The sequence below is a fragment of the Streptomyces camelliae genome (genome assembly GCF_027625935.1).
Classification (GTDB): domain Bacteria; phylum Actinomycetota; class Actinomycetes; order Streptomycetales; family Streptomycetaceae; genus Streptomyces; species Streptomyces camelliae.
The window spans coordinates 9,069,007-9,086,148 of sequence record NZ_CP115300.1 but is presented as its reverse complement, the minus strand read 5'-3'; the positions used below and the strand labels follow the sequence as shown (position 1 = coordinate 9,086,148).

At 68.7% G+C, this 17,142-nt stretch carries 16 protein-coding genes and 5 pseudogenes; 16 read left to right on the top strand and 5 right to left on the bottom strand.

The features are described 5' to 3' along the window. The first annotated feature begins 115 nt into the window (after nucleotides 1-115). From O1G22_RS41770 to O1G22_RS41750, 5 genes are all read left to right on the top strand, one after another. Complete coding sequence (locus tag O1G22_RS41770) at nucleotides 116-2,278, top strand: MMPL family transporter (RefSeq protein WP_270086082.1); 2,163 nt, start codon at nucleotides 116-118, stop codon at nucleotides 2,276-2,278. 3 nt (nucleotides 2,279-2,281) lie between these two features. Next, nucleotides 2,282-2,959, top strand: coding sequence for a response regulator transcription factor (locus tag O1G22_RS41765; protein ID WP_270086081.1), 678 nt, complete (start codon nucleotides 2,282-2,284; stop codon nucleotides 2,957-2,959). Continuing rightward, complete coding sequence (locus O1G22_RS41760; RefSeq protein ID WP_270086080.1) at nucleotides 2,956-4,338, top strand: sensor histidine kinase; 1,383 nt, start codon at nucleotides 2,956-2,958, stop codon at nucleotides 4,336-4,338. The genes O1G22_RS41765 and O1G22_RS41760 overlap by 4 nt, the downstream gene beginning before the upstream one ends. A 93-nt stretch (nucleotides 4,339-4,431) precedes the next feature. Then, nucleotides 4,432-4,620 (top strand): hypothetical protein, encoded by a 189-nt coding sequence (locus O1G22_RS41755; protein WP_270086079.1) that lies wholly within the window; start codon nucleotides 4,432-4,434, stop codon nucleotides 4,618-4,620. 86 nt (nucleotides 4,621-4,706) lie between these two features. Continuing rightward, nucleotides 4,707-5,117, top strand: a complete 411-nt coding sequence (locus O1G22_RS41750; protein ID WP_270086078.1) for a hypothetical protein — start codon at nucleotides 4,707-4,709, stop codon at nucleotides 5,115-5,117. Between the two features lie 22 nt (nucleotides 5,118-5,139). Here O1G22_RS41750 and O1G22_RS41745 read toward each other — a convergent pair. Then, a pseudogene (locus tag O1G22_RS41745) lies at nucleotides 5,140-5,523 on the bottom strand (hypothetical protein); the annotation flags it as partial. Nucleotides 5,524-5,758: 235 nt separating this feature from the next. Here O1G22_RS41745 and O1G22_RS41740 point away from each other — a divergent pair. Both O1G22_RS41740 and O1G22_RS41735 read left to right on the top strand, forming a co-directional pair. Then, nucleotides 5,759-6,250: a hypothetical protein gene (locus tag O1G22_RS41740; RefSeq protein ID WP_270086716.1), complete on the top strand. Its 492-nt coding sequence runs from the start codon at nucleotides 5,759-5,761 to the stop codon at nucleotides 6,248-6,250. Then, entirely contained in the window at nucleotides 6,247-6,840 is a 594-nt protein-coding gene (locus tag O1G22_RS41735) for a hypothetical protein (protein ID WP_270086077.1), read from the top strand. The genes O1G22_RS41740 and O1G22_RS41735 overlap by 4 nt, the downstream gene beginning before the upstream one ends. Nucleotides 6,841-7,130: 290 nt before the next feature. Here the strand turns inward: O1G22_RS41735 and O1G22_RS41730 are convergent, their stop codons facing one another. The 3 genes and pseudogenes from O1G22_RS41730 to tpg all read right to left on the bottom strand — a co-directional run. Continuing rightward, entirely contained in the window at nucleotides 7,131-7,475 is a 345-nt protein-coding gene (locus O1G22_RS41730; protein WP_270086076.1) for a hypothetical protein, read from the bottom strand. 201 nt (nucleotides 7,476-7,676) lie between these two features. Then, nucleotides 7,677-8,494 (bottom strand): IS5 family transposase gene (locus O1G22_RS41725; RefSeq protein WP_270079538.1). Its coding sequence is split into 2 segments (ribosomal slippage): nucleotides 7,677-8,143 and nucleotides 8,143-8,494, totalling 819 coding nucleotides; the frame shifts between segments, so codons are not numbered across the junction. Between the two features lie 57 nt (nucleotides 8,495-8,551). Then, nucleotides 8,552-8,942: pseudogene (gene tpg / locus O1G22_RS41720) on the bottom strand (telomere-protecting terminal protein Tpg); the annotation flags it as partial. 406 nt (nucleotides 8,943-9,348) lie between these two features. Between tpg and O1G22_RS41715 the strand changes: the two are divergent. From O1G22_RS41715 to O1G22_RS41675, 9 genes and pseudogenes are all read left to right on the top strand, one after another. Next, nucleotides 9,349-10,251 carry a poly-gamma-glutamate hydrolase family protein gene (locus O1G22_RS41715; RefSeq protein ID WP_270086075.1) on the top strand — a complete coding sequence of 301 codons (903 nt, stop codon included), beginning with the start codon at nucleotides 9,349-9,351 and terminating at the stop codon, nucleotides 10,249-10,251. Nucleotides 10,252-10,851: 600 nt separating this feature from the next. Further along, complete coding sequence (locus O1G22_RS41710) at nucleotides 10,852-11,472, top strand: hypothetical protein (protein ID WP_270086074.1); 621 nt, start codon at nucleotides 10,852-10,854, stop codon at nucleotides 11,470-11,472. Nucleotides 11,473-12,102: 630 nt separating this feature from the next. Beyond that, nucleotides 12,103-12,321, top strand: coding sequence for a hypothetical protein (locus O1G22_RS41705; RefSeq protein WP_270086073.1), 219 nt, complete (start codon nucleotides 12,103-12,105; stop codon nucleotides 12,319-12,321). A gap of 231 nt (nucleotides 12,322-12,552) precedes the next feature. Next, nucleotides 12,553-13,189: pseudogene (locus tag O1G22_RS41700) on the top strand (ISL3 family transposase); the annotation flags it as partial. 138 nt (nucleotides 13,190-13,327) lie between these two features. Beyond that, the gene (locus tag O1G22_RS41695; RefSeq protein ID WP_333492493.1) at nucleotides 13,328-14,170 is read left to right on the top strand and encodes a transposase; all 843 of its coding nucleotides are present in this window, start codon (nucleotides 13,328-13,330) and stop codon (nucleotides 14,168-14,170) included. Between the two features lie 51 nt (nucleotides 14,171-14,221). Beyond that, nucleotides 14,222-14,479 carry a DUF6221 family protein gene (locus O1G22_RS41690; RefSeq protein WP_270086072.1) on the top strand — a complete coding sequence of 86 codons (258 nt, stop codon included), beginning with the start codon at nucleotides 14,222-14,224 and terminating at the stop codon, nucleotides 14,477-14,479. Nucleotides 14,480-14,538: 59 nt separating this feature from the next. Then, nucleotides 14,539-15,363 (top strand): annotated as a pseudogene (locus O1G22_RS41685) (ATP-binding protein); the annotation flags it as partial. Between the two features lie 58 nt (nucleotides 15,364-15,421). Further along, a pseudogene (locus tag O1G22_RS41680) lies at nucleotides 15,422-15,650 on the top strand (transposase); the annotation flags it as partial. A 54-nt stretch (nucleotides 15,651-15,704) separates the two neighbouring features. After that, nucleotides 15,705-16,580: an IS5 family transposase gene (locus O1G22_RS41675; protein ID WP_270079545.1), complete on the top strand. Its 876-nt coding sequence runs from the start codon at nucleotides 15,705-15,707 to the stop codon at nucleotides 16,578-16,580. 21 nt (nucleotides 16,581-16,601) lie between these two features. Here O1G22_RS41675 and O1G22_RS41670 read toward each other — a convergent pair whose 3' ends face one another. Further along, nucleotides 16,602-17,057 carry a VOC family protein gene (locus O1G22_RS41670; protein ID WP_270079546.1) on the bottom strand — a complete coding sequence of 152 codons (456 nt, stop codon included), beginning with the start codon at nucleotides 17,055-17,057 and terminating at the stop codon, nucleotides 16,602-16,604. Nucleotides 17,058-17,142: the final 85 nt, after the last annotated feature.

Here is a 17,142-nt window from a genome sequence, read left to right as displayed (position 1 = left end):
GAGCGTGTGCCGGTCCGTGCCGGGCGCTGAAAGCGTCCGGTAAGGAAGCTCTCCCTACCTTCCGTCAGTGAGGTGAGCAGCGGCTGCCGCCGCTGCCGGTCACTGGGAGGGAATCGTGGAGAAGCTGAGCGGATGGGTGATCCGCCATCGGCTGGTGGTGGGTCTCAGCTGGCTGGTGATCACGGTGGTGGGCATGCTGGTGGCGCCGTCGCTCTCGGGCCGGCTGCAACCGGGCACCCATGTCACCGGCCCCGGCTACACCGCCAACGTGCAGATCGCCCGGAGCTACGGAGGCGCGACCCAGGACCCCGCTGTCGTGGTCCTGGACCTCCCGACCGGACAGACCGTCAATTCGCCGCAGGCGCAGGCGAAACTGCGGGCGGTGGACAGGGGCATCGCCACGGCGGCGCCGAGCCTGCGCCTGGTCTCCTACGCCTCGACCGGCAGCCGGACGCTGGTCGGGAACGGTGGCACGAGCACGATCGTCCTGGCCTATCCGCCGAAGCCCGGTGACGACATGGCCACCGATCAGATCGACGCCCTCACCAGGGCTGTCACAGCCGCAGCGCCCGGTCTGACCGTGCACGGCACCAGTCTGCGGGCCCTGGAGGCCGGCAACACCACCGGCGGCGGCAACTCCAGCGTCACCGGTGAGCTGATCATCGGAGCGATCGGCGCGCTGGTGGTCCTGGCCTGGGTGTTCGGGTCGCTGTTGGCGCTGTTGCCGCTGGTCATGGCCCTGATCTCGGTGCTGACGATGCAACTGCTCGTCTACGGGCTGACGTTCCTGATGCCGTCGTCCTCGCCGATCCACCCGGCCGTGCAGTACATCGTGGCGCTGCTGGGCCTGGGCCTGTCGATCGACTACTCGCTGCTGGTGGTCACCCGCTGGCGCGAGGAGCGCGCGGCCGGCAAGAGCAACGACGAAGCGGTGCGCGCGGCCGTGCAGCGGGCCGGGCACAGCGTCTGGTTCAGCGGCATGGTGGCCTCGCTCGGCCTGTTCGCGCTGACCGTCATCCCCAACTCGATGGTCCGCGGCATCGGTGTGTCCGGGCTGTTCATCCCCTCCACCGCGACCCTGGTCGCGCTGACGCTGCTCCCCGCGGTGCTGTCCAAGATCGGTCCGCGGATGGACTGGCCGCGGCGGGCATCGCGACGGCAGGCGGACAGCCGGTTCTGGACCGGCTGGTCGAAGTTCGTGATCAAGCACCGCGTGGCTTCGGCGGTCGCGGGCCTGGGCATCCTGGCCGCGCTGACCGCCACCGCCGCGACCATCGATATCAGCACGCCGAGCAGCCACGCACTGGCCACCGCCGGCGCCTACACCGACGGCCTGCACACCCTGGAAACCGACGGATTCCCGTCCGGGACGTTGACCGCGGTGCCTGTGTACGTCCCGAAGGCCGTCGACGCGGGGAACACCGTGAACGCCCTGGACACCGTTTCCAGCCTGCGCGGCGCCGCAGCCCCGGCAGGACCGGCCTGGCACACCGGGGGCAGCGCGATGGTCATCGCGATCCCGTACCACGAGGTCGGCAGCGCCGACGGCGGCACCTCACTGGCCGACATCCGCCGCAGCGTCCCACCCGGTGTGCTGGCCGGTGGCGAGGGCGCACAGAAGATCGACGAGACCAGCGCCACCTACGGCTCGTTCCCGCTGCTGTTCGCTCTGGTCGCAGTGGTCACCTTCCTGCTGCTGACCCGCGGGATGCGGTCGGTCCTGCTACCTGCCAAGGCCGTGCTGCTCAACATGCTGTCCGTGGCGGCCTCCTACGGTCTGTTGGTGATCGTCTTCCAGCACGGCATCGGCATGAAGGAGCTGTGGGGCGCGTCCACCTACGGCGCGATCGACACCCTTGCCCCGGTGCTGATCTTCGGGTTTCTGTTCGGCGTGTCCATGGACTATGAGGTGTTCATCCTGGCCAGGGTCCGCGAGGGATACGACCGCACCGGATCCACGCGGGAGGGCATCATCGAGGGTGTGTCGCGCACCGGCCGCCTGGTGACGTCCGCCGCGTTGATCCTGTTCTTCGCGCTCGCCTCGCTGGCCACGGCGAACGACGTCACCGTGCGCGAGATCGCCATGGGCCTGGCGTTCGGGGTGGTGCTGGACGCTATGGTGGTCCGGATGCTGCTGCTGCCCGCACTGGTCTCGCTGTTCGGCGACTGGAACTGGTGGCTGCCGGACCGGGCCGCGCGACTGCTCCGGCTCCCGGTGGCGCGGTCAGCCGACGAGGCCCGTCCGGAGCTGGTTCCGCAGCGGATCGGGGAGGCATAGGCCGTGCGGGTGCTGGTGGTCGAGGACGAGCCGGACGTCGCCGAGGCCCTGGTCTGGGGTCTGCAGGCCGAGGGATACGTCGTCGACGCGACGGACAACGGCACGGATGGGCTGTGGATGGCGACGGAGAACGCCTACGACGTCATCGTGCTGGACGTCATGCTGCCCGGCCTGGACGGGTACCAGGTGGCCAAGCGCCTGCGCGAGCGCGAGCGCTGGACGCCAATCCTGATGCTCACCGCCATGGACGACGACCTCGACCACGCCGAGGGGCTGGACTCCGGTGCGGACGACTACCTCTCCAAGCCGTTCTCCTACCCGGTCCTCCTCGCACACCTGCGCTCCCTGACCCGACGCACCCTCGGTGCCAGGCCGGCGGTGCTCATCGCCGCCGGCCTGGCACTGGACCCCGCCGGGCGCACCGTCACCCGTGACGGCGCGCCCCTGGAGGTGACCGGCCGGGAGGCCGCCGTGCTGGAGTACCTGCTGCGACGCAAGGGCTCCGTCATCTCCAAGGCCGAACTGCTGGAACACTGCTGGGACGCCCACTCCACCGGCGACCCGGCGATCGTCGAGGTCCTCGTGCACCGGCTGCGGCGCAAGATCGAGAGGCCGGGCGGGCCGACCGTCATCGAGACCGTGCGCGGCCAGGGATACGTCATCAGAAGCGAGAAACCATGACCGGGCTTGCGCGCGCCTGGCGCCGTCTGGCACACGGCGCGCGCCCTCGCACCGTGCGGACCCGCGTCACGGTCATCGCCGGTCTCGCGCTCACCGCGGCCGTCATAATCGGGCTCCTCGTGATGTACCTGCTGCAGGTCGGCCAGGCCAAGCGCACCATCGCCGGGCAACTGCGCACCTACGCAGTCCAGATCGAGCAGTCGGCTACCGGCGGGGCGTTCCCGCAGCCACTGCCGCCGTCGGTGCTCGACGCGCAGGCCCAGTCCCAGGTCCTCGCGCCGGACGGGACCGTCATCGCCTCGACACGCAATCTGGCCGGCAGGCCGGCTGTGTTCGCGCTTGCGGCGGATGCCACGACCCCGGTTCGGCAGAAGGCCGCCGACGGCGTCCTTCCCGGCGAGCTCTCCGTCCTCGGCGAGCACACCAAGGTCGGCGGCCGACCGGTCACCGTCATCACCCTGACTGCCACCAACCAACGCGACCAGGTCGACGAGACCTTCGCCCGGCTGCTCGTCATCGGCGTGCCGGGCACGCTCCTGGTGGCGTGCGGCACCGTGTGGTGGGTGGTCGGCCGCGCGCTGCGGCCGGTGGAGCAGATCCGGCGCACCGCCACCGCCATCACCGCCGCCGAGTTGTCCCAGCGCGTCCCCGAGCCCGGCACCGACGACGAGATCGGCCACCTGGCCCGCACCATGAACGACATGCTCGCCCGGCTGGACGACTCCGCCGCACGGCAACGCCGCTTCGTCGCCGACGCCAGCCACGAACTCCGCAGCCCCCTGACGGCCATCCGCACCGGCCTTGAGGTCGGACTCGCACACCCCGACCGCGCACCCTGGCCCGACATCGCCTCACGGGCCGCCCGGCAGACCGAACGCCTCGAAGCGCTGATCTCCCAACTCCTCGCCCTGGCCAGGGCCGACGCCGGAAAGCTGGCCGCGCGCCGGCAAACCGTCGACCTGTCCGCGTTGCTCGCCGAGATCCGGGCGACAACCACGGCGCCGCACCTTCAGATCGAGCTCGCGGTCCCGGCGCACACCACGGTGACCGGCAACCCGGAGGACCTGTCTCGGCTGTTCCGCAACCTCATCGACAACGCCGCCCGATACGCGCGGATGAGAGTGTCCGTCACAGCCGTGGTCGAACCGGACAGCATCCGGATCGAGATCGGCGATGACGGACCGGGAATCCCGGCCGAGGAACGCGAGCGGGTCTTCGACCGCTTCGTCCGCCTCGACACCGACCGGGGACACGGCACCCGCTCCACCGGGCTCGGGCTGCCCATCGCCCGGGAGATCGCCACGGCGCACGGCGGCACGATCACCCTCACCGAGACCGGCAGCGGCGGAACGCACGCCGTGGTGGCCCTGCCGCGCTGAGCCCTGAACGCCGAGGACACCCTCAAGGCCGCCCACGGCGAGATCCTCGCCCAGCGCACCCGCATCGGCGAACTCCTCGGCCAGATCAGAGACTTGCAGGCCGAATGGACCGAGGAGACCATCCAGCGGATCACCACCGAGAACACCACCCTCAAGCAGTGGGTCCGCCAGCTCACCGCCGACAACCACACCCTCGACGAGCGGCTCAAGGCCGCCCGCTCCAACCTCCGCTTCCACGACCGTCGCGTCGCCGACCTCGAAGCCCAGATCGCGGGCACCTGACAACCCCGGGCATACCGCCCAGTCCGGCCCGGTGACCAGGGGAAACCCGTGGTCACCGGGCCGTTCCGTATGCCAGGCTCCGGCATATGGAGCCCCACAACGAGCAGGCCGCAGGCGAAGTCCTGCATCAACGCGGCTGGCGCAAGGCATTCACCGTCCAAGAGATGGTCGGCAAGTGGGCCTGGCTCGTGGGCAAAGTCGAGGACGGTTACAGCGACCTGGTGGACGAATACACCAACGACCTCTACAGCCGGAACTGGCTGCACGAGGCGTGGCCGATCCTCACTGAGCGCGTGATCGTCCTGTGGACCCCGCAGATCAAAGCCCTCGACGACCGTTTCCGGGCTGCCACCGTGTTCGACGACGGCATCTCCTTGTCACAGTTCCACCGGATCAGCGGATTCGACCCCATCGACATGTGGTGGTGGCGGCGCCACCCTCGTCTACTTGTCGGCGATCTCGGCCGCTCGCTCCGCTCGGCGGGCGCCACCAACTGATCCTCGCTGCCGTCGGCCGCAATCACCTGACCAGCGGCTCAGTCAAGAGGACGACTCGATCGGCCTCGATATCGAAGCCGAGCACCGGATGGCCATAATCGCACTCCGGCTCCATCAGCACCGGCTTGCCCAAGCGTCGGCCGATCTCCCGCAAGAAGTCGCAGAACACATCGAGTCGCTCCTGGCCCTGCAACTCCCGCAGGTCAACGTCGAAGTCGATTTCATCGTCGTCACGGAAACGGAAGATCGCCAGAACATCGACACTCGGCCAGACCTGCAGGTTTGGGCACTCAGCGTCCGCCGGGCGGGATAGCACGGTCTCCGCCCGAGGCACCGGCAGCACCGTCTCGCCTTCGGAGTACCGGCACTGCCAACCTCTGGCCTCGACAAGATCGAGGACCGCAGGACCAGCTCGACGCGCGCACTGCGGCGGAGGAGCATCGCCGGGAGGTGACCGGCGCGGACGGGACGATGCGCACCCGCGCCGAGCGCGGGCACCGGCGCCTGCTGGCCACCACGGTGGGTCGCGTCGAGGTGACCCGGATCGCCTACCGGGCGCCGAAAGCGGCGAACCTGCATGTCGCGGACGCCGAATTGTCGCTGCCCGCCCACTTGTACTCCCGGCCGCTGCAGCGCGCGCGGTGGCGCACGAGGTGGCCGCCGGGTCCTTGCGCGCCGCCGCCCAGGGCCTGGAGCGCGCCACCGGACAGCGGATCGGCACCCGGCAGTTGATGGAGATCTGCGTGCGGGCCGCCGCCGACATCGACGCGTTCTACGCTGCCGCGCGCGAGGCGGCCGGGCCCTGTGTCGGCGCCGGTGAGCTGCTGGTGCTCAGCTGCGACGCCACCGGCGTGAACATGATCCCGGCGAGGTTGCAGGAGGCTACCCGCGCCACGGCCGAAGCCCAGGTGTCCACCGGCCCCCTGCCGCCCTCGGCTCAGCTGGCGGACAGGGAACGCTCGGGGCGGCGGCGGATGGCGACCGTCACCGCCGTCTACGACGCCGCGCCGGTGGCACGCACTGCGGCCGATATCCTGCCGCGCACCGCCGCCGAGCGGGCCACACGCCGACGTCAGGCCCCGCGCGCAAGGCGGCGGGAGGTCCCTCGCTGGAGCACACCAACGCCGAGATGATCGCCGCAATGTTCGACCAGGCCCAGCAACGGGATCCCGACCAGCGCCGCCGCTGGATCGTGCTGGTCGACGGCAACAACCACCAGCTCGAACGCATCCAGCACGAAGCCGGCCGGCGGGGCGTGCACGTCGACATCGTCATCGACTTCGTTCATGTCCTCGAATACCTGTGGAAGGCGGCTGAGGACTTGCACCCCACCCAGCCTTCCCGCCAGACCCACGTCGCCGAGATGGCCCGCACCATCCTGGACGGCCACAGCAGCCGCGTCGTCGCCAACCTGCGCGCCCACGCCCGGACCCGAGGCATCGATGATGAGAGTGGAAACACGCAACTGCCGGGCCTGCGACGGGCCATCGCCTACCTGAGCGCCAAGCAGCCCTACCTCGGCTACGACCTCGCCCTCGCGTTGGGCCGGCCGATCGCCACCGGCGCCATCGAGGGCTGCTGCCGCTATCTGATCAAAGACCGGCTCGATATCACCGGCGCGCGATGGAGCCTGACGGGCGCCGAGGCCCTTGCTCCTCCGCGCCATCATCGACAACGGCGACTTCGATGCCTACTGGGCCTATCACGGCCAGCGTTCGCATGACCGGCAGCACACCACCCGCTACCAGCACGATTTCGCCGTCGCTGCCTGATCACGACATTGAAGGTCACTCAAGAAGCAACGCGCCCCGTGCCACCACACCCACAACAAACCCAAAACCAATCCCACACACCAACAAAACCCCAGACCAACACCCCGCACAACCAAACCGAACACCCCCACCACCACACCCCAAGAACAGCAAGACACCCCCCTCCCCCACCCCCAAATCCCAACCAGAAAAACAAAACACCAGACCACAACAACTCAACCACCACAGACCCAACACACCGTCACACCGGGTGGGCGCGGTAATCGAGCAGCACCAGCTCACCCGGACGGCGGGCAGCAGTGCGGACGGCGAAGGTCTCGCCGACCCCGGCCTCGCCCAGCACGCACCCGAAGCCCAGCACGCACACGAACCGGCCCTGAGCGCAGACATCGGCGAACGCATCGCCGACGGCGAACACGCCCGCGGTGAGCAGGGAACGTACGCCCGGGGTGCCGAGGAAGCGCAGGCCGGACAGGGGCAGCGTCTTGAACGACGGCGAACAGCTCCTGAGCGCCAGCCGCGCCCCGGACGGCCGTCTACGGGAACGGGAGCGCGGTGGCCGGCACCGCTTCACAGCCCAGTCCACGATGCGGTCGAACGACCCTGCCCGCCCTGAAGTGCCCAACGTCAGGGAGCCTCGGGTCGGCTGAGACGTCAGTACTCCTGTTCCAGTTGCTGGATGTCCGTGAACTCCACCAGCAGACCCCGGGCCCGAGTGCCCGCCCCGCGGAAGTACATGTAGGCCAACGCCTCGCCCAGGATCGCCTGCAGTTCGGCCTTAGAGGTCCTAACAAATGCGTTGGACGTGTCGGTAGGTGATGAGACATGTAGCGAGCCCGAGGAAGGCTTCATGGATGTCGTCCCGGCGCTCCCACCGGATGCGCAGGAGTCGGAAGCCGTGCAGCCAGGCGATCGTCCGCTCGACGACATACCGGAAGATGCCCAGGCCGGAGCCGTGTGGCTGGCCTCGCCTCGCGATCACGGGACGGATGCCGCGCTGCCACAGCAGGCGCCGGTACTTGTCGTGGTCGTAGCCGCGGTCGGCGAGCAGTGCGTCGGGTCGGCGGCGGGGCCGGCCGACAACCCCGGCGACAGGGGGGATCTTGTCGAGCAGGGGCAGAAGCTGGGTGACGTCGTTGCGGTTGCCGCCGGTCAGCGACACCGCGAGCGGGATGCCCTGGCCGTCGGTGACGACGTGGTGCTTGCTGCCCGGCCGTGCGCGGTCGACCGGGCTGGGACCGCTTTTGGGCCCCTGCGGGCCGCCCGCACATGGGAGGAGTCGATCACCGCCCGCGACCAGTCCAGCTTCTTCGCCGACCGCAGCTTCTTCAACAGCAGCACATGCAGCTGGTCCCACACCCCGGCCTCGTTCCACGCGGCCAGCCGCCGCCAGCAGGTCATGCCCGAACCGAAGCCCAGCTCCTGTGGCAGGTACTCCCACTGAATGCCGGTGTGCAGCACGAACAGGATCCCGCACAATGCCCGCCGGTCCGGCACCCTCGGCCGTCCCTCGACCAGCTTCGGCCCCGGCTTGGGCAGCAACGGCTCGACCAGGGCCCACAGTTCATCCGACACGATCCACGGCCGCGACTGACGATTCCCCACGAACAGACCAACGAGCGGATAGACCAACAGTCACATGATCAACCACTTCTGTTAGGACCTCTTAGTGGCGCCCGCCTCATGGGCCGAGAAGAGACGGGCCGCGTCATCGGGCGGCAGGGCCAGGTCGATGTCACGGACGCGGGGGTCGTCCGTTGTGCCTGCGGCTGCTTCGAAGCCGAAGCGGGCACGGGTCGAGGTGAAGATGCCACCGGCGCGTCGCCGCCTCGCGGCGGGCACGGGCGCGGACACCTGGCTGCCAGCGGTGGCGGACCTCCTTGTACAGGCGGTCCGCCAGAGCGCGTCTCGGCTTCTTCAGCTGACCTTTCACGTAGTGCTCCACCGTGCGCTGCGAGATGCCCGGCAGTTCCGCCACCTGCTTCGTGCTCTTCAACTGCCGTACCAGATAACGCATCGGGGCCTGCGCCGGCTTCGGTACCGGACGGGTGAAGTGGCGGGGGGTGCACCTCGTCCAGGCTGTCCCCTACGTCCGCCACCGCTCCCCCGGTCCTTTCTCCTGCTCCCTCACCGTTCATCCACTCGATCAAGAAACGGGGTGAGGAGGTACTTACGTCACGGGCGGTGGCGTGAAGGGCGCGTGCGCCGACCGGGCCGGTCGAGGGCCCGGTGAAGTCGCTCTGCCCTGGGAAGACGCGCCGTGGCCATGAAGCCGGCAGAAGACAGGAGCAGGAGTACCCGGCCGCGGTGCTGCATCCGTACGCTGTGAAGCCGCAGGCGGGGCGCCAGTGCCCCGGGCCTGGCTCTGCGCGTCGACCACTGCATGACGCCGCAGCCGGCCTTGTCATGCTCAGGGGGCTGCCGGAGGGGGCCGTTGGCCCGTGATGCAAGATCGTCTTGTGAACCACAACAGCAGCAGACGCACCGTTCTTGCTTCCGTCGCCGCCATCGCCGCCGGCCTGCCCACCCTCAATGCCGTAATGGGCAGCACGCCGGCCGCGGCAGCCGACCAGTACGGGTCGAACACCGAGCTGTACACCCACACGGCGGCCAAGGAGGGCACGGACTGGGTGCGCCGGTTCCGCATCGGTGCACCGGTGCAGGTCACGGACAATGCCCGCGGCACGAGCAGCCCCGTCAGCAGTACGGCGGTGATCGCACCGCACGGCGGCGGGATCGAGGCGGGTACGAGCGAGCTGTGCATGGCCATCGCCGGCTACACACCCTTCGAGGCCGACACCGATCCGGCGAGCGCGGCGGTGCCGGGAGAGCCGCAGCGGGACTACTGGATGTTCGAAGCCCTGGCCAACTCCGCCGCACAGCACGTCACCTCCACCCACTGCGACGACCCGGCCGCCCTCGCCGTGTGCACCGGCAACCTGTACGCCGTCTCCCTGCACGGCTTCGACGACACGGCCGTGAAGAAGATCGTCATCGGCGGCCGGGACGAACGCCTCAAGCGCAACCTGCTGGCGGCCTTCACGAAGTACGCTCTGACCTCCCCCGCGACCAACGCCGACTGGAACGTGACCGTGGCCTTCGCGGGCGCCACCGACCCCATCAACGGCGATGACCCGGCCAACATCGTCAACCGCACCCGCACCGGTGCCGGCGCCCAGATGGAACTGTCCACCGCGCTGCGCAAGGCGATGTTCGGTGACTTCTCCGGCGCGGCCAGGCGCAGGACGACAGCCGGCGTGCCGAGCCCGGACAGCCCCTACGCCGACCACTTCTGGAACGGCTTCGTGAACGCCGTCCGCGAGGCGATCAAGAACCACGAACTCGGCCTCGATTCCCTCTAGTTGTACGTCATCAGGTTCCGGCCCGGCCCGCCCCCGGCCCGCCAGCCGGCCAGCCGGCCAGCCGGCCAGGGGCGGATCCCCTGCACGGGCGGTCCGCCACCGCCTTGCGGGGATTTTTGAGGCCATGGCCACATGCTCCGCCGCGGTGGCCGTCCGCCCTGCGCACCGGCTCCACGTGCGAGTGGTCCTCGGCGTGCGTGCCCGGGCCAGGACCCGAATCACTGCACAGACTCACCGCCGCACCCCCCGGCGGGGACGGCTGACACACCGCCACCCCGCGGTCTCCTGCCGGCCCGCCTCCGGCACCTCCGGCACAGCCGATCCTTTAACACGGATCAGTTCATGGATTTCGCAGCGACACACGGTCGGCAAGGGGTGAAGGGGCGTCAGCAGATCATCCGGAAGGACCAACAGGCATTCAATAGGCCTTTTTTCTCGGCCACTTCATGTCCCGGTCGAAGGGGAGACGGGGCCCTATATACCCCGATCGGCTCCATGCCGCTCATCTTCCGATATGACTGATATGACAGCTGTGAGTAGGTTTGGTCGCAGTCGGCTGACGAGCCGACATCTCCGAGATATCCAGACAGGAGAAGCGACATGAAGCTCGCTCGTTCCACCATGGTGACCGCAGGTGTCTCGGCCGCCGCGGCGCTCGCCGTGACCGGCATCACCTACGCCTCGGCGGCCCCCGCCCAGGCACCCCAGGCGGTCCCGGCCGCTGCCGCCCCGGCCGCCGCCCCGGCAGCCCCCCTCAGCAACGACCCCGGACAGGGCAAGAACAACAACAACGGCAACAACAACGAAGGGCAGGGCAAGGGCAACGAAGGCAAGGGCAACGAAGGCCGGCGCGAGGAAGGCAGGCGCCACGAGGAGGGCCGGATCGAGGTCAACGAGCGGTCCTACTCCGCCCACCCCGGTGACTGCATCACCGTCGTCAGCGGCCTGGGCGCCAAGACCCTGAACATCCGCAACGAAAGCCACAAGCGGGTGGAGGTCTTCCGCGGCGCGGTCTGCGACAACGGCGCCCCCATCGCCACCGTCGGCCCCCACAGCTCCAGCTTCGGCGTCGACGACCTCCACACCAAGGCCGTCCACGTCAAGGAAGGCGTCGTCGCCAGCTTCCGCGTCGTCTGCGACGAACGCGGCGAGCGCGGCGAGCGTGGCGAGGGCGGCGAGCGCGGCGAGGGCGGCTGGGGCGGCGAGGGCGGCTGGGACTGACCCGAAACCCACAGCACCACACGGGGCCCCGGCCCGCCGGAATCGGGCCGGGGACACCCCAACCCCATTGTCTGACAACCCACGCGCCATGCACGCACCACCGGCCCGGACACCAGAGGTCACACCCCTGGCGCCCGGGCCGGCGTCCTTCCTCCCATTGGCCGACCCACCTGGGGATATCCGCCCCGAACGCCTCCCGCGGGCACATCTCCCCACACCCACACCACCCGCACCCCTCCCGGCGATTCCCCACCCCCGAACGGGTGAGACAAGACATCGGACACGCACCAGGAGACCGACCAGGATCCAGCGCACGTGCATCCACCCCGGTGAGCCCCCGACCGCCGACCGCCCCGGCCCTGCCGGCCACGTCCGCAAAGACGCCGGGTATCCGAGGGTGCCGCCCGATCCACAGCCGCACCGCAGACCTGAGCAGACAGCGACCGGGGCATGGGCAGCACACCTCCACGTCTCAGCCGTCGTGCCACGCGTTGAAAGACGGCGCCGGCAACTGCACCCGCGTGACGTACGGCCGAAGGCAGCCGGCTGTACCCGATCGGCCGGTAGCCCCGAGAGCAAGCCGGCTGGGTCCACAATCCAGAATCCGCCCGTGACAGAGGGCCCGATGACTTGATCACGCTGGAACGATCCGCCGAAGCAGAGCGCCCGAAGCTCGCGGGCCTGGCTGGCGACGACTACGACGCGCAGTGGATGCGCTGGCACAAGGCGGCCGAGGCCACGCAGGCAGCCGTCACCGCGCACGCCGAGGCGTCCGGGGAAAGCCGCTACGAGCTGGAGCAGGCCGTGAAGAAGGCAGCCCTGCATGCCACGGATGATCCCGCCGAGTAGCCGAACAACGGCTGAGTCGGCGCGCTCCCGACGGCCAGAGCGCCGACCGGTTCCTTCAGCACGGCCAGGTCCACAACGTCGCCTCAGGGTCAGCCGCAGCGATCAGGCTGTGGACGTTCACGTAATTCGGCTCTGTGGGAGATCTTGTGATGTACCCGGTCTGAACTGGGCATCTACCGAGTGCGCAGTTCAGGGGGTTTGGGGCAGTTGCTGCCGCATTTAGCCGGTGTGATGGTCGAGTCGATCGAGCGTGCGGCCGGAACGGTCACGTTCTGCGCGCATTCCATGGCGCCATCGGCACGGTGCCCAAGATGCGGGGTGGTGTCGTGGCGTGTGCACGGCCGATACGCGCGCCGGCTCGCTGACGCGCCCGTCGGCGGAGCCCCTGCGTTGATCGAACTCGTGGTGCGCCGGTTCAAGTGCCTCAATCCGCAGTGTCCGGCGGTGACGTTCGCTGAGCAGGTCGAGGGGCTGACCAGCCCGCATGCCCGGTACACGCCACTGCTGAGCACGTTGCTCACCTCGATCGCCGCATGTCTGGCGGGCCGACCGGGTGCGCGGCTCGCGGCCGCGCTGAGCATCCGCGTCGCCAAGGACAAACTCCTGGACCTCCTCCGACGGTTACCGGAGTTGCCACAGGCCAGCGTGCGCGTCCTCGGGGTCGACGACTTCGCGCTGCGCAAGGGTGACTCTTACGCCACGATCCTGGTGGACCTGGAAGAGCGGCGCCCGGTCGATGTGCTGCCGGGCCGGGACGCCGAGCCGCTGGCCACCTGGCTGCGCAATCACCCGCAGCGTCGAAGTGATCTGCCGGGACCGGGCCGGTGCCTACGCCGAAGGCGCCCGCAGAGGGGCTCCGCAGGCCCAGCAGATAGCGGACGCCTGGCACCTGCTGCGCAACCTCGCCGAGGCGGTGGAGAAGACGGTCGGGGCCCATCACCTGTGCATTCGCACGGTGTTCGCCACGGCCCCGGTCGTCACGGAGCCCGCCACCGCGTCCACGGGGATGGCGAAGCCGCCCGCGGAAGAGACGCCGTTCGTCCCGCCGGACGGCACCCGGGACGTCCTCGGGCGCCCGAGGCGGCTGGTGACCCGCACCACCGAGCGGTACACGGCGGTTCAGCAACTGCTGTCCGAGGGGCAATCTCTGGCAGCGATCGGCCGCCAGCTGCGGCTGGACCACTCGACCGTACGGCGCTTCGCCCGCGCCCAAAGTCTCGACGAACTGTTGGTCAGGGCAACCAACCGGACCTCGATCCTGGACGAACACAAGCCCTACCTGCACGAACGCTGGCGCGAGGGCTGCCACGATATCCCACAGCTGCACCACGAACTGCGCGCACGCGGCTTCACCGGCAGCATCCAGTGCCTCCGCCGCTACTTCCAGCCCTTCAAGAAGCCGCACAGCCCCAAGCCGAAGATCCCGCCCGCGCCTGCTCCCCAGCCGCGGCCCGCCCCGAAACCCCGGCGCGTCGTCCGCTGGATCATGACCAACCCCGGACGCCTCACCGAGACCGACGCCGCCGAGCTCAAGGAGATCCGGGCCGCGTGCCCGCACCTCGACGCCACCGCAAGCCACGTCCGCGACTTCGCAGCCATGATGCGCGACCTGCGCGGCAACGACCTGCCCGCATGGATGGACCGCGTCCTCGCCGACGACCTGCCCGCCCTGCACTCCCTGGTCAACGGCATGAAGCGAGATCTGGACGCCGTCACCTCCGGCCTGTCCACGCCATGGAGCCCAGGCCAGGTCGAAGGCCATGTGACCAGAGCCAAGCTCCTCAAACGCATGGGCTTCGGTCGCGCCAACCTCGACCTCCTCTGCAGACGCATCCTCCTCCGGACTTGAGGCGGGCAAGAACCTCCGTCAACGCCGCTGGAGATCACCGAGAATCCTCTCGTGGACGAGCTTCTGAGGTTTCTTCACGCCCGTTATGAGGCGGACAACCATGCCTATGCCGAGGTGGCCTACCGCTTCGGGGGTGACGCAGTCCTTGACAGTCACCTGCCGATGCTCGACTTGGTCGACATGCTGGCTCGGGAGTACGAGGCGATGGATCCCTCCGACACTCGCTTGGCTGGTCTTCGCTATGCCCTCCGCGTGCTCGCGCAGTCGTACGCCGAGCACCCCGATTACCGGGCAGAGTGGCGACCCTAGAACCTGTTCCAAAGAGGAAGCCATGGAGTGTCACAAGATCCCCGACAGGGCCGAATTACATGACGCTCAAACCGCTCAACCTGGGGAAAGAAAAACTTGATCGTCGACACCAACGGAACATCACCGAACAGGCCGCCGACGCCGCCATCGACACCGCCTGCCGTCTCCTGCGGCTGCCGACGATCCCGGCCGAGTTCCCCGACACCGCAACCTCGGCGGCCAACGACCAGATCACCTACCGCGGCTTCCTCGCCGAGCTGCTCATGGCCCAGTGCGACGACCGGGTCCGACGCCGCTCGCAACGGAGGATCAAGGCAGCCGGCTCCCCCCGGAAGAAAACGCTGCGATCCTTCGACTTCGACACCAATCCAAACATCGACCCGGCCGCCATCCACACCCTCGCCAGCCACGAGTGGATCAAGAAGAGCCAGCCCCCATGCCTGATCGGCGACTGCGGCACTGGCAAGTCCCACATCCTCATCGCCCTGGGCACCGAAGCCGCCATGAAGGGCTACCACGTCCGCTACACACTCGCCACGAAGCCGGTCAACGAACTGGTCGAGGCCGCAGACGAGAAGCACCTGAACAAGACCATCGCCCGCTACGAACGCGTCGACCTGCACTGCATCAACAAACTCAGCTACACGGAACTCGACCGCCACCGAGCCGAACCCCTCTTCCAGGACCTGACCGAACACGAGGAGAACAACAGCGTCGCCATCGCCTCCAACGAGTCCTTCGACGGCCGGACCAAGACCTTCACCCACCCCCACCTCTGCGCAGCCACCGCCGACCGCCTCACCTTCAACAGCACCATCATCGAAACCGGCACCGACTCCTACCAACTCGCCACCACACGAGCCCGAACCGAAGCCGAAGCCAGCCAGGGCCTGTCCGACAGATCTTGTGACCGAGCGTGGGAGGCGTGCCGTTGCCACAGTCATGGAACGGGGAAACCTCACCAATGAGGAGCCGGTCCCGCTGAAACCCCACCTACCGAACGCTGCAGCTGCGCGGCGGCCGGTGGGCCAGTCATCGCAAGATCATCAACGGGATCCTGTACCGGCAGCGCACGGGTGTGCCCTGGCGGGATCTGCCTGCGCGTTTCGGTCCGTGGAAGACCGTGTATGAGCGGCACCAGCGCCGGTCGGCGGATGGCACGCGGGACAGGACCTTCTAGGCCGTGTATCGAAAGTGGATCTTGGACCGTGAATGATCACGGTTCATGGGTCGGGGAGATCTCACGGACGAGCAGTGGGCGGTGCTGGAGCCGTTGTTGCCGAAGAGCAGGAAGGCGGGTCGGCCGCCCGTCTGGCCTCGGAGGCAGTTGATCGACGGCATACGGTTCCGGGTCCGAACCGGTGTTCCGTGGCGGGATGTCCCCGCCGTGTATGGACCGTGGGGCCGGGTCTATGACCTGTTCCGCCGATGGCAGCGGAACGGCACTTGGCAGCGGCTCCTCACCCGGCTCCAGTCCCTGGCCGACGCGAAGGGTGCGATCACATGGGACCTGAGCGTCGACTCCACGGTCTGCCGCGCCCATCAGCATGCGGCCGGGGCCCGCAAGCAGGGCGACCTGCAGAAGGAACCACCGGGCGGCATCTTCACCGAGCCCCGTGATCATGGGCTGGGAAGGTCGCGCGGCGGGTTCACCACCAAGCTCCACCTGGCAGTTGAGCAGGGTCAGAAGCCCATGTCGATCGTGGTGACGGCAGGGCAGCGTGGAGACTCGCCGCAGTTCGAACCCGTGCTGGAGAAGGTCCGTGTGCCCCGCATCGGGCCGGGCCGGCCACGCATCCGCCCCGATCGGGTGCGTGCTGACAAGGCGTATGCCTCCCGCAAAAACCGCGCCTACCTGCGCCGCCGCGGGATCCGCTGCACCATCCCGGACAAGGCCGACCAGGCGCGCAACCGCCAGAAGCGCGGCTCCCGCGGCGGCCGGCCACCGCTTTTCGACCCGGCCGACTACCGCGAGCGCCATGCGGTCGAGTGCGGGATCAACCGACTTAAAAGGCACAGGGCAGTGGCCACGAGGTACGACAAGCTCTCCGTCCGCTACGAGGCGACTGTGCTGGTCGCAGCCGTGAACGAGTGGCTGTGACCAGCACCGTCGCAACGGCCCTCAGACGACGTCGAATTCGTTGCCCTCAGGGTCCTGCATGGCGGCGGCGTAGAGCCCCATGTCCTGCTCATCCTTGATCCGCAGCACGGTGGCACCGGCTTTGACCAGCCGTTCCACCGTAGCCCTGACTCGCTGTGTGCGGACGTCCAGTGGGACGTCACGGCCCCCACCGACCTTCAGGTCGAAGTGCCACCGGTTCTTGGCGACCTTCGGCTCCGGAACCTGCTGGAACCACACCCTCGGTCCACGTCCCGCGGGATCGATGATCGACTCCGGAATATCCCCGGCACCGGCCGGCAACTCTGCCTCGGGCACCCCTACCGCCGCCCAGTAAGCACGCCACGTGGCGTGCCCGCCCGGCGGAGGCTCAGGCACGTAGCCCAGGGCCTCGGCCCAGAAAGTCACCATTCTCTGCGGATCGGAGCAGTCGATCGTCAGCTGCACTGTCATCTCCATGCTCGGAGCATCCCAGGCAGGACTGACAGACGATCCACTTTCGATACACGGCCTAGGGCCAACCGGGGAAGGGATACCTTCACGT